The sequence below is a fragment of the Microbacterium sp. NPDC076911 genome (assembly GCF_040687125.1).
Classification (GTDB): domain Bacteria; phylum Actinomycetota; class Actinomycetes; order Actinomycetales; family Microbacteriaceae; genus Microbacterium.
Map to the genome: position 1 here is coordinate 270,763 of NZ_JBFBMP010000003.1, position 13,606 is coordinate 284,368.

General features: G+C 62.3%; 13 protein-coding genes. 3 read left to right on the top strand and 10 right to left on the bottom strand.

Annotated features, from left to right (window positions below; translation table 11 throughout):
- Nucleotides 1–1,623, bottom strand: a complete 1,623-nt coding sequence (locus tag AB0O81_RS06085) for an ABC transporter permease subunit (protein ID WP_363582268.1) — start codon at nucleotides 1,621–1,623, stop codon at nucleotides 1–3.
- Between the two features lie 77 nt (nucleotides 1,624–1,700).
- On the bottom strand, nucleotides 1,701–2,945 hold the full coding sequence (locus tag AB0O81_RS06090; RefSeq protein ID WP_363582270.1) for a maltose ABC transporter substrate-binding protein: 1,245 nt from the start codon (nucleotides 2,943–2,945) through the stop codon (nucleotides 1,701–1,703).
- Nucleotides 2,946–3,177: 232 nt separating this feature from the next.
- On the opposite strand from AB0O81_RS06090, the gene AB0O81_RS06095 reads away from it, so the two are divergent.
- A complete protein-coding gene (locus tag AB0O81_RS06095) occupies nucleotides 3,178–3,666 on the top strand; it encodes a YajQ family cyclic di-GMP-binding protein (protein WP_337337367.1) in 489 nt (162 codons plus the stop codon).
- A 186-nt stretch (nucleotides 3,667–3,852) separates the two neighbouring features.
- Here AB0O81_RS06095 and AB0O81_RS06100 read toward each other — a convergent pair whose 3' ends face one another.
- Genes AB0O81_RS06100 through AB0O81_RS06120 form a run of 5 tightly spaced genes read right to left on the bottom strand, consistent with a single transcriptional unit; the run spans nucleotide 3,853 to nucleotide 8,731 of the window.
- The gene (locus AB0O81_RS06100; protein ID WP_363582272.1) at nucleotides 3,853–4,836 is read right to left on the bottom strand and encodes an alpha/beta hydrolase; all 984 of its coding nucleotides are present in this window, start codon (nucleotides 4,834–4,836) and stop codon (nucleotides 3,853–3,855) included.
- A 40-nt stretch (nucleotides 4,837–4,876) separates the two neighbouring features.
- The gene (locus tag AB0O81_RS06105; RefSeq protein ID WP_363582274.1) at nucleotides 4,877–6,250 is read right to left on the bottom strand and encodes an FAD-dependent oxidoreductase; all 1,374 of its coding nucleotides are present in this window, start codon (nucleotides 6,248–6,250) and stop codon (nucleotides 4,877–4,879) included.
- Between the two features lie 32 nt (nucleotides 6,251–6,282).
- Nucleotides 6,283–7,338 carry a polyprenyl synthetase family protein gene (locus tag AB0O81_RS06110; protein WP_363582276.1) on the bottom strand — a complete coding sequence of 352 codons (1,056 nt, stop codon included), beginning with the start codon at nucleotides 7,336–7,338 and terminating at the stop codon, nucleotides 6,283–6,285.
- Nucleotides 7,339–7,372: 34 nt separating this feature from the next.
- Nucleotides 7,373–8,134, bottom strand: a complete 762-nt coding sequence (locus AB0O81_RS06115) for a demethylmenaquinone methyltransferase (protein WP_363582278.1) — start codon at nucleotides 8,132–8,134, stop codon at nucleotides 7,373–7,375.
- Nucleotides 8,135–8,185: 51 nt separating this feature from the next.
- The gene (locus AB0O81_RS06120) at nucleotides 8,186–8,731 is read right to left on the bottom strand and encodes a DUF402 domain-containing protein (protein WP_363582280.1); all 546 of its coding nucleotides are present in this window, start codon (nucleotides 8,729–8,731) and stop codon (nucleotides 8,186–8,188) included.
- Nucleotides 8,732–8,774: 43 nt separating this feature from the next.
- On the opposite strand from AB0O81_RS06120, the gene AB0O81_RS06125 reads away from it, so the two are divergent.
- Nucleotides 8,775–10,040, top strand: a complete 1,266-nt coding sequence (locus AB0O81_RS06125) for an isochorismate synthase (protein ID WP_363582282.1) — start codon at nucleotides 8,775–8,777, stop codon at nucleotides 10,038–10,040.
- A 7-nt stretch (nucleotides 10,041–10,047) separates the two neighbouring features.
- Here the strand turns inward: AB0O81_RS06125 and AB0O81_RS06130 are convergent, their stop codons facing one another.
- The 3 genes from AB0O81_RS06130 to AB0O81_RS06140 are packed head-to-tail and all read right to left on the bottom strand — an operon-like array spanning nucleotide 10,048 to nucleotide 13,231.
- Nucleotides 10,048–10,911, bottom strand: coding sequence for a polyphosphate kinase 2 family protein (locus AB0O81_RS06130; RefSeq protein ID WP_363582284.1), 864 nt, complete (start codon nucleotides 10,909–10,911; stop codon nucleotides 10,048–10,050).
- 39 nt (nucleotides 10,912–10,950) lie between these two features.
- Complete coding sequence (gene menD, locus AB0O81_RS06135) at nucleotides 10,951–12,762, bottom strand: 2-succinyl-5-enolpyruvyl-6-hydroxy-3-cyclohexene-1-carboxylic-acid synthase (RefSeq protein WP_363582286.1); 1,812 nt, start codon at nucleotides 12,760–12,762, stop codon at nucleotides 10,951–10,953.
- A 1-nt stretch (nucleotide 12,763) separates the two neighbouring features.
- Nucleotides 12,764–13,231 carry a PLDc N-terminal domain-containing protein gene (locus AB0O81_RS06140; RefSeq protein WP_363582288.1) on the bottom strand — a complete coding sequence of 156 codons (468 nt, stop codon included), beginning with the start codon at nucleotides 13,229–13,231 and terminating at the stop codon, nucleotides 12,764–12,766.
- Nucleotides 13,232–13,319: 88 nt separating this feature from the next.
- On the opposite strand from AB0O81_RS06140, the gene AB0O81_RS06145 reads away from it, so the two are divergent.
- Complete coding sequence (locus AB0O81_RS06145) at nucleotides 13,320–13,601, top strand: DUF4229 domain-containing protein (protein ID WP_363582290.1); 282 nt, start codon at nucleotides 13,320–13,322, stop codon at nucleotides 13,599–13,601.
- Nucleotides 13,602–13,606 lie beyond the last annotated feature (5 nt).

The following is a 13,606-nucleotide window of genomic DNA, read 5'->3' on the forward strand; positions in this document are numbered from 1 at the left end:
TCAGTTGATCTCCTCAAGTGCCTTGGTGCGCCGGAAAGCGATCACCGAGATCGTGCCCACCAACAGGAAAATAATGATCGAGAACGCGCTGGCCAGACCGTAGTCGGCCGTCGATCCGACGAACGCCACCTTGTAGACCATCGTGATGAGAATGTCGGTCGCGCCCACGTTGACACCGGCCGCCGCATCGCGAGGCCCGCCACCGGTGAGCATGTAGATCAGACTGAAGTTGTTGAAGTTGAAGGCGAACGACGCAATCAACAGTGGCGCGACCGCGACGAACAACAGCGGCAGCTTGATGTTGCGGAACACTTGCCACGCGCTCGCGCCGTCGACTCGCCCTGCCTCCTGCAGCTCGTCGGGGATCGATTGCAACGCTCCGGTGCAGATGAGGAACATGTAAGGAAAGCCGAGCCACAGATTCACCAGAAGGATGCTGAACTTCGCCAGCCATTCGTTGGTGAGCCACGGAACGTCGGCGCCACCGAGAAGTGCGACGTTGATGAAACCGAACTCTTGATTCATCATTCCGGCCCAGACCAGCGCCGAGAGAAATCCGGGAAACGCATACGGCAGGATCATGATCAGTCGGTAGTACTTCTTCGACGTCATGCGTGGGTCGTTCAGCACGACTGCGAGGAAGAGTCCGAGGACGAATGTCGTGGCGACCGAGAAGAACGCGAAGACAAACGTCCACACCAGCACCGACAAGAACGGACCACGAATCGATTCTTCGGTGAACGCGCGCACAAAGTTGTCGAAGCCCACGAAGATCTGCCAGCCCGGCCTTAGCTCGGAGCCATCGTCCGCGACGAACGCACCGGTCCCCTGATCCGAATACACCGTGCCGGTGCGGGTGTCGGTCATCGTGTCAGCTTGCTCGTCGTAAATGAGCTTCGACGTGTAGACGTAGGCAGACGACCCATCGGGGGTGCGCAGTGCGCCGTCGTTGGGGTCTTCGCTGAGCGGCACTGCCATGTCGGCGATGGCCTGTTGGTTGGCTACGATCTCGGCAAAGCCGAGCGAGGTATACCCGCCGATGCCAACCGCTTTGCTGCCGTCCATCTCAACATCTGTGGCGGGTTCTAGGGGGCGTTCTTCGCCGCCGATCTCGACCGTGCCGTCGGGATCGGTGACCAAGAAAGAGAACTCGCCGAGTCGTTCGACAACCGTCAGCCCGTACGTGGGCGAGTCGGGCACGCGTTCCTGTGCCGACAGCATAAGCGAGTTGACCGCGCTGTCTTTGTCGCTGTTGTGACCGGTGCCGTAGTTCGTGAATGCAACATAGCCGGTGTAGCCCGCTGCAAATATCTGGAACACAAAGAGGAACACCAGGCCCGGAATCAGGTACTTCGCAGGCAGATGACCGCGGCTGAGGTATATCCAATTGGCATAGGCGGTGACAGCGAACACGACACCAGCGGCCACCCACTGGTCGCTCTGCAGCAGCACAAGGATCGAGTACACCGCGAGCGCGTCGATGACGCCCAGTGCGACGATCTTGACCAAGAGCACTTTCCAGCCGACCGCCGCGGCATCGGCCATGCGTGCTGCTCGTGCTGAGCGCTTCGCCCGCTGGGCGTCGACCGCGGAATCGCGGTCCTCAGTGGTGGGGGTCGTCATTGCCATCCCTCGACTCGGAGACTTCAGGGGCGGAACAGCGGGGCGACACCGACGGCGCCGCCCCGCTGAACGAATGCTTACTCGATGGCGCTCTGCACGTCGGTTGCCATCTGGTCCCACAACGAGACGGGGTCGCCGCCGTTGATGATGGCCGCTTCTGTGACGCCCCAGAACTCCCACACCGAGCCCATCTCGGGGATCGACGGCATCGGCACGGCATTTGCGCCAACTTCGCCGAACCCTGCCACGACGGGGTCGCTGGCGACTGCTGCGTCGAATGCCGAGGTGAGTGCAGGAGCACGTCCGCCGACCTCATAGAGCGCGGTCTGCACCTCTTCGGAGCCGATGTAGTTCACGAGGAACTCGTTGGCGGCGAGACGGTTCTCGCTCTCGGAAGAGAGGAAGAAGCCCTGCACACCCGCAAACGGTTGCGCATCCTGGCCACCGGCAGAAGGAACGGGGTCGACAGAAAAGTTGATTCCGGCTTCTTCGATCGCCGGAACGTTCCACGGACCGGTCAGGTAGAACGGCGCGCCGCCGCCCGTGAAGTTTTCGAGTGCGAGTTCACCCGTGATGTTGGTGTTCAGGATGCCTGCGGCGCCTTGCTCGCCGAGCCACGTCGCGAATGCATCGCCGCCGTCGTTACCGAGTTGCAGGTCATCAGCGTTGTAGCTGCCGTCGGCGTTGTTGCCAAAGACTGGAGCGCCGAACGACGTCTGGAACGGATACAGGTGGTACGGGTCGGCAGCCTCGGGGTCGAGACCCACGAGGAACTCGTACTCGGTGCCTGCGGCTTCACCCATGGCGATCATGTCGTCATAGTCGGCGGCAACCTCGGGCGCGAGATCGGTGTTGCGAATCAGGGCGATGTTCTCGATGGCGTACGGTACGGCGTATGTCTGGCCGTCGTAGGCCCATGCGTCGATCGCGACCTGTTCGAAGTCCGACGACGTGTCGCCGAGTTCCACGGGCGCGACCACGCCGTTGGTGACGAGCACTCCGAGCCAGTCATGGGCGCCCACGGCAATATCGGGTCCTTCTCCTGTGGGAACCTGCTGCACGAACTGGTCGCGGATCTCGGCGAACTCCTTCTGGATGAGCTCGACGTCGACGCCGGTCTGCGCCGTGAAGTCAGCGGCGGCGTCTTCGAGGACTCCCGCCCGGTCTGCATCCACCCAGACTGTGATGGAACCGTTCATCTCAGGAGCCGATGTCTCGTCGTCCGTCGTCGTGGAGCTTCCGCCCGAGCAGCCCACGAGGGCCAGCGACGAAACGGCCGCGATCGCGCCGAAGGTCACGATGCTCTTCTTGTTCACCTTCATTGGTGTGCCTCTCTCAAAGTGCAAGGTATGCGACCGGCCCACGCCAGTGCCATAGCACTGCCTAAGGCCGTTCTTCTGCTCGCGTATGCAAGCGCTTACATTTGTATCATGAGATTCAGCTCCAAAGAATCAGGAACCTGATTCGATATCGTCCTGTGATCTAAGGTCACGCTGGAACCGCTTGCATAGATCCAGCGCGCAACAATCGCGCGTCGCGGATAGACTTCCGCGCATGGCAGATTCATCATTCGACATCGTGAGCAAGGTCGATCACCAAGAGGCTGAGAACGCCCTCAATCAGGCCCGCAAGGAGGTCGAGCAGCGCTACGACTTCAAGGGCACTGGCGCCTCGGTGGAGTGGAGCGGCGAATCGATTCTGGTCAAGGCAAGCACCGAAGAACGCGCGAAGGCCGTTCTCGATGTCTTCCAGTCCAAGCTCGTCAAGCGCGGCATCTCCCTGAAGAGCCTTGAGTCCGGCGAGCCTTTCGCCAGCGGCAAAGAGTTCCGCATCGTCTCAACGATCAAAGACGGCATCTCGTCAGAGAACGCCAAGAAGATCAGCAAGCTGATCCGCGACGAAGGCCCCAAGGGCGTCAAGTCACAGATTCAGGGCGACGAGTTGCGTGTGCAGTCGAAGAGCCGCGACGACCTGCAAGAGGTGCAGCGCCTACTCAAGGCAGCCGACCTCGAAGTCGATCTGCAGTTCATCAACTACCGGTAGCTCACCACAGCAAAACCACAGTGGTGCGATCTACCGTATCGGCGATGGCTCCCCAGGCCATCGGCGGCAGCGATCGCATCCGACACGACCCCCAGCGCCCTAGACGCTGGGGGTCATTCTTTTCTGCGTGCATAAGAGTCGTCCACTCACCAGTGGACGATCTCCGGATGTTGCGCAGGAAGGGCTCTACCTCAATCCAACGAGCCAATGATCGAGCACCTTGTATGCCTTCTGCCGCGGTTGCGCGCGTGACAGAAACACATCGTGAATCGCACCATCAACGCGCGCGATCGTCACGAGATCGCCGATGCGCGTCGCTGCCTTAGCGATGTCATCGACGATCAGCACCGAATCCGCGTTGGTCGCGCTATCGGTCCACGTGAACGGCGACGCGGAGTGGGCAGACAGCATCACGAGCGCCGGGCAGCCTACGTCGATTCCTCGCGCGATGCGTGCATGGCCATGCACGACCGCTTCAAGCCATCCGGGTTTGGTCGGAAACCCAAACTCTGGGCGCCAATCCTCGCGATAGTGCGGTACCGGCAGCGATCCCACTTCTTTCTGCGCGCGAGTGTAATAGCCCAGATCGACAACCGGGTTATTGCCCCGGGGGTCAACGCGTGCACGCATGCCGACCAGCGGTGCCACAACCTGACGACCAATCGCGCCGATCTGCAGCTCTAGCCACGGACTGTTGAGAACGAGCGCACTCGCACGACCGGAATGCCGTGCGGCCCACAGCGTCAGAGTAAGACCACCCGTCGAGTGCCCCAGCAACACCAGCTTGCGCTTCGGATCAGCATCCACCCCGTGCCCCATGGCTTCGAGCGCAAGTTCGATCTCGAGGTCATAGTCGTCGAGCGACCCGACGTATCCGCGCGTCTGCCCTGGCCGAATACTTCGCCCGTATCGGCGCAGATCAAGCGCATAGAACCGCGCACCGCGACTCGTGTGGAAGTGGGCGAGTTCCGTCTGAAAAAAGTAATCTGACCAGCCATGGATGTAGAGAACATCGACGTCGGCGAGAGGCTTCGCCCAGGCAGCCAAGTGATTCGGGATGCTACGCACGAGCGTTGCGTCGAGGGGGCCACTCTGACCATCGACGCCGAGCGGGAGGGTGAGCTGCTCGAAGCCGTCACCGAGAATATCGGGAACCCACTCTTCAGCCATGCGAAGAGCATATGTGATGCCGCCGACTGGCGGCTGGGCGCTAGTTTCCGCGCGAAACCCGCACCATCTCATCACGTGGCACGACCTTGACGCGCGCGCGCTGTTGGTCAGCGCCCAAAGCGATCTCATGTTCGTCAAGCCGGTGCCAACCCTCAAGGTCAGTCCACTTCACGCCGCGCGTGGCAAGCAGCTCAACAATCGCTTCTTCTGACGGATCAGCGGGCTGCCACCACGACCCCTGGTCGTTGATGATGTGGCGCACGGTTTCCATCGCGTCAGACTTGGTGTGGCCGATGAGTCCGACGGGCCCGCGCTTGATCCACCCGGTGGCGTAAACGCCAGGAACACGTTCGTTCGAGTCTTTGCGCAGTACCTGTCCCTCGTGATTGGGGATCACGCCATGGCGTTTATCGAAGGGCACACCGGGCAGCGGCGAGCCGAAGTACCCCACCGCGCGGTAGAGCGCCTGCACCTCAAGTTCTCGAATCTCTCCGGTGCCGACAACGCCGCCCTCGCCGTCTGGACGAGTGCGCTCGTACACGAACGCCGTCACCCGACCGGAAGCATCTTTCTTCACCTCGACAGGCTTGGCCCAAAAGTGGAGGTGTAGGCGTCGCGAGCAGTCGCCACCCTCATTGTTGACAGACGGGCGCTTCCGCCATGACTGCAGAATTCGGTCGATCACCATGACCTGCTTATTGCTGGCGATGGCGGCCTTCGAGGCTTCGTCGTAGTCGAAGTCTTCGTCGTACACAACGGTGTCGACGTCGCGCATCTCGCCAAGCTCACGCAGTTCGAGCGGGGTGAACTTCACCTGAGCCGGACCACGGCGACCGAATACGTGCACATCGGTGACCGGGGAACTCATCAGCCCCTCGTGCACATTGGCGGGAATCTCGGTGGGCAGCAAGTCGTCGGGGTGCTTGGCCAGCATGCGTGCGACGTCGAGCGCCACATTGCCATTGCCGATGACCGCGATGGACTCTGCATCGAGCGGCCATTCGCGAGGCACATCGGGGTGCCCGTCGAACCAGCTCACGAAATCCGCGGCGCCATAGGAACCGTCGGCATCGATACCCGCGATATCGAGATCGGTGTCTCGAATCGCTCCCGTCGAAAAGATCACCGCGTGGTAATGGTTCTTCAGATCTTCAAGCGTGATGTCCTCGCCGAAACGCACGTTGCCGAACAGTCGAATGTCGCCTCGGTCGAGCACGCCTCTCAACGCAGTGACGATCCCCTTGATGCGTGGGTGGTCGGGGGCTACGCCGTAGCGCACCAGTCCATACGGTGCGGGCAGCTGCTCGAACAGATCGATCGACACATCAAACTTGCGCTCTGCTTTAAGGATGATGTCGGCGGCATAAATGCCCGCAGGCCCGGCTCCCACGATTGCGAGTCGTAGCTTCGTCATGATTCCCCTTTGATCACTGAACCAGCGGTAGATCAGCGAGAACGATCGACGACTGCCCGCGCAAAACGGGTCAGTGCGTCGCGCACTGCGCCATCGGGCAACGGTGCCAACGCTTCAATCGATTCAGCCGACCAGCGGTGGGCGAGATAGAGCGTTTCCTGCGTCGATTCGTGGTCGCGCAGCTCGGCAAGCGCATCGTCTAACAGCGCCGGATCAGCGCCGTCGGCGATCTGCGTGACACCTTCATCAATACGCTCGCGAAGTGCGAGGGCCGAGGCATCTGAGCGCTGAGCGAGCAGAAGGTACGGCATCGTCGGAACCCCCGCGCGCAAGTCGGTGCCAGGCACCTTGCCCGTTTCGTCTGGGTCAGCCGACAGATCGATCACGTCGTCGAGCAGCTGGAACGCCACACCGACCTTCTCTCCGAACACCGTCAACGCGCCGTCGAGCTCGGCGGGTCCGTTCGAAAAGGTGAGGCCAGTTCGCGCTGATGCAGAAATCAACGAACCGGTCTTATCGGCCAGCACCCGCAGATAGAACTCGACCGGGTCATCGCCCTCTTGGGGACCAGTGGTCTCGTGCATCTGCCCGATCACGAGCCGTTCAAAAGTGTCGGCCTGCAGGCGAATAGCCGCTTCACCGTGACGCGCCATGATCTGACTCGCACGCGAGAATAGAAGGTCGCCGGTGAGAATGGCAATGTTATTGCCCCACACTTCGTGCGCGGCGGGAACCCCTCGGCGCTTGTCTGCAGCATCCATCACATCGTCGTGATAGAGCGAACCGAGGTGAGTCATTTCCAGGGCTGTGGCCCCATCAATTACCTTGTCGGTTGCGCCGTCACCAAGTTCACAGGTCAGCAGAGCGAGCATCGGACGCACGCGTTTTCCGCCTGCGTCATAGAGATAGCGACTGGTCGCATTCGCGAGAGAATCTGCCATGGCAAGCTCACGCACAAGCGCCGCGTCAACGCGCTCAAGGCCTGCCTCCACGGTCGACAAAAGTCGGCGCGAGCGGGGACCGGCAAAGATTCGGTCGCTCAAGCCCAGCTTGCTCGCGATGTGCGTGCTTGGAGCCGACGATGTCACCACTCCAGCCTAGCGGTGGTACGGCTAAACGAGATCAGCTTGCACCACTGGGCTTTTTGCCTCGGTGAAGCGCGACGATCCCCATTGAGAGGTTTCGGTACGCAACTTCACTCCAGCCCGCTTCACGCAACCACGCCGAAAGAGTCGGCTGGTCGGGCCAGTCTTTGATCGATTCGTTGAGGTAGTCGTAGGCGTCAGCGTTCGAGCTCACTGTTTTCGCAACCACCGGAAGAATGCGGTCGTTATAGAAGCGGTACAGTCCACGGAATGCGGGAGACGGCGGCTGCGAGAACTCGCACACGACAATTCGACCGCCCGGTTTGGTCACGCGCAACAACTCGTGCAACGCCTTCTTCGGCTCGTTGACGTTGCGCAGACCGAACGACATGGTGACCGCGTCGAACTCGTTGTCCGCGAAGGGCAGATCAGTCGCGTCAGCCTGCACGAACGTGAGGTTGTCGATGCCTCCCCCCGCCGCTGCCGGTCCATAGCGACGAATGCCCTCAGCGATCATGCCGCGCGAGAAGTCGGCGGCAACGATCGTCGCTCCGCTTCGCGCCAGCGCCGCACTCGATGCGCCGGTGCCTGCTGCAAGATCGAGAATGCGCTGCCCGGGCTTGGGGGCAATTGCGCGGGTAGTTGCAGCTCGCCATAGCCGGTCGTTGCCCATGCTCAGCACCGTGTTCGTACGGTCATAGCCCTCGGCGACTTCGTCGAACATTCCGCTGACGCGCGCCGGGTCTTTGTGAAGATCAGCGCGGTGAGATTCTGGCGAAGAAGCGTCGTTCGAGGTCACCCGTTGAGTCTAGGCCGTCATGCCCGCGTGCCGGCCGGGGGCGAGCAGGTGCTACTCAAGTTTGAGCGCAGCCAGCTCATTCAGCCAGTGGGCCACAGTCGCATCGTCGAACGGAGCCGTGCGCGCGGTTACTTGGCGCTCCAAGTCGCTGGCAAGCGCATCGAGAAACTCGACCACATCAGCGGGGTAGCCGTAGGCGACGCGGTGCTCATCCCACTCATCGCGGTCGTCAATATAAACTCCGCCGTCGACGCGGTCGACCACATCAAGATCCATATCGATACCTGTCGGTTCTCCGTCGCTCCAGCGCAGGTCCCATGCGAGATCTATATACACGCGAGTGCGGTGCGGCGCGGCGTTGTGCGTGAAGGCATAGTCGCCACTCGGTGGCACCAGCGTGACATTGGCATGATCGGCAACAAACGACCGGGCCGGTCGAGAGCTCCCCCACCCCGGGATCTGCCCCAACCAGTCACCCCACTGATCCTGACCCAGGTAGACGCAATCGTGCACCCAGTGCGCGCCACCATCCCACTTACGCCATCGAAACTTGAGGCGAGTGCCCGGTGCAGGTCTCTGGATCGCGGATTCAGTCACGCGTGCGAGTCTAAGCGTGCCGGACGCGTCTAGGCTGAGAGGTGTGACCGACCCGCCTCGCCTCCCGCGACTCGTCGTCACAACTCGCGAGATCGAACCGGTCGACGACCTGATTGAGTTTGCTGATCCGACCTCACCGCTCGCGTGGTTGCGACGAGATCGCGGAATCGTGGGAGTCGGCATCCCGCTTGTTGAGATCTCTCTTTCAGGAGTGGATGCCACACCCGAGCACTTTGCCGCCACCTGGCGCGAGCTTGCGGCGGCTACTGAAATCGACGATGCCGTGAACCTTCCTGGCACGGGCCTGGTCGGTTTCGGCACCCTGGCTTTCGACCCCGCGGTATCGGCGGCGCCAAGTGTGCTGCTCGTGCCGCCAACGGTAATCGGTCGCGCCGGCAATCGCGCGTGGCTCACCTCAATTCGTCGGGTCGATGACATCGCGGCCACCGAAGCACCCACCGCCCGACCCTACGGTCCGCTGTGGTCGGCCAGCCTCGGACCGGGCACGCAAGGCCCAACCGGCTATCAAGCGTCGGTGAGCAGTGGGCTGTCTGCGATCGCAAACGGCGACTACGAGAAAATCGTGCTCGCGCGCGATGTGGTGGGCACGATTCCTGCGGGCGCGGATCTGCGCAGACTCGTGCGCGCTCTGGCCAGCGAGTATCCCGACACCTGGACGTTCGCCGTCGACGGTCTCGTCGGCGCGAGTCCCGAGACGCTCGTGACCGTGCACGGCGGCCGGCTCACGGCGCGAGTGCTCGCGGGCACCATTCCTCGTGGCACCGATGCAAGTGACGACGTCGTGGCGTCTGATGCACTTGCTCACAGCGCGAAAGATCTCAGCGAGCACCGCTTCGCGGTGCGCAGCGTGCTCGAGACTCTTGCGCCGCATGCCACCAACCTGCACGCCGATGACGAGCCGTTCGCGCTCGAGCTGCCGAATCTCTGGCATCTGGCGACGGACATTGCTGGCGACATCTCTCACCACGCTTCAGCACTCGATTTGGTGGGAGTCATGCACCCCACCGCTGCTGTGGCGGGCACGCCCACGCAGACCGCGATTCGCGCGATCCGCGATCTCGAGCCGTTCGACCGGGGGCGCTATGCGGGCCCGGTGGGCTGGGTCGACGGCAACGGTGATGGTGAGTGGGCTATCGCGCTGCGGTGTGCGCAGATCGGCGAGCCTGACGACGAGACAATCCCCGTCGTCGCCCATGCCGGTGCGGGCATCGTGAGCGGCAGCATCCCCGAGTCGGAACTGCTTGAAACGCGTGTCAAACTTCGCCCCATCATCGACGCCCTCGCCTAGGCCGAAGTCAGCTCGCGGCGAGCCGCGCTTTTTCAGCCTCGACATCGAAGGTCGCGGCGGGCCAGTGCGGATCGATGTCTTCGAGCGCCTCAAGCAGCAGATGCTGCACAGCGAGACGGGCGTACCACTTGCGATTCGCTGGCACGACGTACCACGGCGCATGGTCAGTTGAGGTGCGCTCGAACATGGTTTGATACGCCGCCATGTAGTCATCCCACAGCTGTCGTTCATCGACGTCGCCTGGGTTGTACTTCCAGTATTTGTCCGGCCGCTCTAGCCGCTCGGCGAGCCGAGACTTCTGTTCGTCGCGAGAGATGTTCAACATGACCTTGACCACCCGGACGCCAGAGTCGGTCAACCGCTTCTCAAAGTCGTTGATGGCACCATAGCGACGCTCAATCTCGTCGGCCGTGGCGAGTTCGCGCACTCGTCCGATAAGAACGTCTTCGTAGTGCGAGCGGTCAAAGACTCCGATAAAGCCGGGTTTCGGCACGCGCTGTTCGATACGCCAAAGAAAATCGTGGGAGAGTTCTTCCTTGGTCGGCTTCTTGAAGGCGGTCAACGCCACGCCCTGCGGGTCTACCGACCCGACAACGTGTCTGACGATTCCGCCCTTTCCCGCCGAATCCATGGCTTGAAGTACAAGCAGAACCGAAGCGTTCGTGGCGTCAACGCGACTCTGCGCAAACAGTCGTTCCTGGTATTCGTCGAGTTGCTCCGCCCCCGAGACCAGATCGTCTGCCGCGTGTGCCTTGTTGTGATCGTACCCCGGCGTCGACTGCGGGTCGACGTCTTCGAGGAGGAACCCTTCGCGTACCCGAAGCAACTCGGCTACATCGTCACTCCAGTGTTTCTGGCTACGGGCGATCATCGTGTTCTCCTTGAGATCATCTAGTCAGGATGCCAGGGGCTACCGCTCGAGCGATACCTCAATAATCTGCATTCCTCCGACCGGCGACGTAAGCGCTTGGTCGAGGGCAGCTCGGGTCTTGACGTGGTGGTATTCCCAGCCGTAGGCATGCGCCAGCGAGTCGATGCGCACACTCTGCGGAGTGTAGAGCACTCGGTTCATCGCATCGTGAGAAGCAACCTCCGCAACCTCCAGACTGTCGAAGATCGTTCCCCCACGGTCGTTGCCAATAACCACTTGGATGCGCGGCTCGGCCTCGCTCGGCGCAGTCAGCATCGCACCGACGTCGTGCAGGAAAGCGAGGTCGCCAAGCAACACGCGAGTCACCCCGGCAGCGCCGCCGGCTTGGCTGGCCAAGGCGACCCCGAACGCTGTAGCGACAGTGCCATCGATGCCTGCGAGACCCCGGTTGGCGTGCACCGGCACCTTCTTGCCCCCAAGCACAGCATCGGCGACTCGGACGAGCCGCGATGAACCGAAAAACAATCGGTCGTGCGGCCACGTCGCGCGCCACACTGCATCGACAAGCGACTCACGATCCAAAGGCGCACGAATAACTGCCAGCTCAGCAGCGACTGCGGGAAGGCGAGTATCGCGCTCGGCTGATGCCAGCGCTCGCGCGTTAGGCGCGGGCGGAGTGAGGTCTACCGCCAGTTCTCGCGACGCCGCCATCCATGCGCCGAGCCACACACGATCGCTCGGACCGGAGCCGACAACCACGGCATCAGCCGCCATGGTCGCGCCGTTGAGGTTGAGAGGTTCGCCGGGGCCCCGCAGCGCGATCACCTCAACGGTGGCGCTGGCCAGTAGCGCCGCGACCTCGCGGCTGAGCGTGGGGTGACCAAGCACGATGGCACGCTCGATCTTGCCGCCAAGGTCAGCGTCAGCCAGCAGCGATCGGTAGCCGTGCACAAGCTGTCGACCGAATCGTGCCCCGCTGACGATCTCGGCGATGAGTGGCCAGCCGCCGAGATGCGCAAGCTCTTCAGCGTCTGCACCAGCATCGGCGCCGGCAATGACAACCGTTCGCGGCCCCCGCTCGATGACAAGCGGAAAGGCGCCGGGGTCACCGGGCACGTTGGACTCGCCGATGCCCCCACCGCCCTGATAGAGCGCGCCCGACATATCTTCATCGTGCTCATCTGCAGGCTCGGAAGCGTCAGGAAGAGCGTCTGTCGCAGCAACGGCCTCGGCGGCGACAAGACCGAACCACTTGGGAAACTCGCCAGCGAGAGGCTCACGGTAGGGCACATTCAGGTGCACTGGCCCCGGCGAGCGCAGCCCCTCGCCAAGGGCAGCAGCAAATGTCTGGCCGGCAATCTGACGCAGCATCACGCTTTGCTCGCCGTCACCGCTCTCGTCGATCTCGGTGGGCACCGGAAGATCCGCCTCGAATCGCGCGTCGGGAGCGAACATACCGGGTTGATGGGTTGTCTGGTTTGCCCCGATGCCGCGCATCTCGGGCGGCCGATCGGCGGTGAGCAGAATCAAAGGCACACCGGAATGGTGAGCTTCTAACGTCGCCGGTAGCAAGTTCGCCACCGCGGTGCCCGACGTGCAGATGACAACCGCGGGCATCTTGCTCTCTCGGCCGATGCCCAGGGCAGTGAAGCCAGCAACCCGTTCATCGACGCGCACATGCAATGCAATGCTTCCGCGGCGTTCCAACTCGGCTGCAGCGAGAGCCAGCGGTTGCGAGCGCGACCCCGGGCTGACAACTACGTGGGTGACACCCAGTTGCACCAAGCTGCCAAGCAACGCCGCAGCGGCATCGGTCGCGGCTGCCGCGATCCGGTGATCGTGCGGGCTCATTTCAGCCGACGGCACCGCGGTGACCGCGGTTGTCGTCGTCGCCGTCCGAGACGTGGGGCGGAGAATCTGACTCGCCCACCGTGTCGGTCGTGTCAGCGCTCGGCTGCGGGTCTTCTGCAACGACGTCGTAGTTCATATTCCACCTCGGGTCGTCGTCTTCGCTGTCAAGCTGTGCGAGCTCTTCTTCGAGGCGGCGGATGCGCTCATCTTGCTGACTTGACGAGCCGAGCTTGCCGAGAAACTCGGGGTCATCGTCGGGAGCATGACGCTCGGCGGCTGTTGCCGCACGCATTCGTCCCACACTCAACCAGAGCAGTCCACCCAACACCGGAAGCAGCACGACGATCAAAATCCACACTGGCTTTGACACACCGCGATGACGAGTCGGAGGCTGGACGGCGCAATCAACAATGGTGAAGACCCAGAACGCGGTCGCCACCAGGGCCAGAATCAGCAGCACCCGAGGCATCTCCCCATCCTATGCGCCAGAACGCGCTCGCGGACCGCGCTTGACGTAAGGCACGCTGTGTGTTCGCACCGCGGCCTAGAATGAAGGAGTGAAAGCTCGCTCCGCCCTCGTTTATTCGGTGTTGCGCCTGCTCGCATTTCTCGTGCCGTTCGGCGTGCTCATGCTGTTCCCGATCATGCGCGACTATTACTGGCTGGCCGCAATCTTCGCGGCACTCATCGGGCTGAGCCTCTCGATGATCTTCTTACGGCGCCCCCTCGAAGACATGGCTATTGGCATGGCGGAACGTCGTGCCCGAGCGAATGCTCCTGTCACAGACGAAGACGTGGAAGATGCCGCGGCCGATGCCGTGGACTCAACCAAAGACTGACGTCG

What these genes read in the sequence shown, in the direction of transcription:
- AB0O81_RS06085 (WP_363582268.1), bottom strand. Translation starts at nt 1,623, where the DNA reads ATGACGACCCCCACCACTGAGGACCGCGATTCCGCGGTCGACGCCCAG.
- AB0O81_RS06090 (WP_363582270.1), bottom strand. Translation starts at nt 2,945, where the DNA reads ATGAAGGTGAACAAGAAGAGCATCGTGACCTTCGGCGCGATCGCGGCC.
- AB0O81_RS06095 (WP_337337367.1), top strand. Translation starts at nt 3,178, where the DNA reads ATGGCAGATTCATCATTCGACATCGTGAGCAAGGTCGATCACCAAGAG.
- AB0O81_RS06100 (WP_363582272.1), bottom strand. Translation starts at nt 4,836, where the DNA reads ATGGCTGAAGAGTGGGTTCCCGATATTCTCGGTGACGGCTTCGAGCAG.
- AB0O81_RS06105 (WP_363582274.1), bottom strand. Translation starts at nt 6,250, where the DNA reads ATGACGAAGCTACGACTCGCAATCGTGGGAGCCGGGCCTGCGGGCATT.
- AB0O81_RS06130 (WP_363582284.1), bottom strand. Translation starts at nt 10,911, where the DNA reads ATGATCGCCCGTAGCCAGAAACACTGGAGTGACGATGTAGCCGAGTTG.
- menD (WP_363582286.1), bottom strand. Translation starts at nt 12,762, where the DNA reads ATGAGCCCGCACGATCACCGGATCGCGGCAGCCGCGACCGATGCCGCT.
- AB0O81_RS06140 (WP_363582288.1), bottom strand. Translation starts at nt 13,231, where the DNA reads ATGCCTCGGGTGCTGCTGATTCTGGCCCTGGTGGCGACCGCGTTCTGG.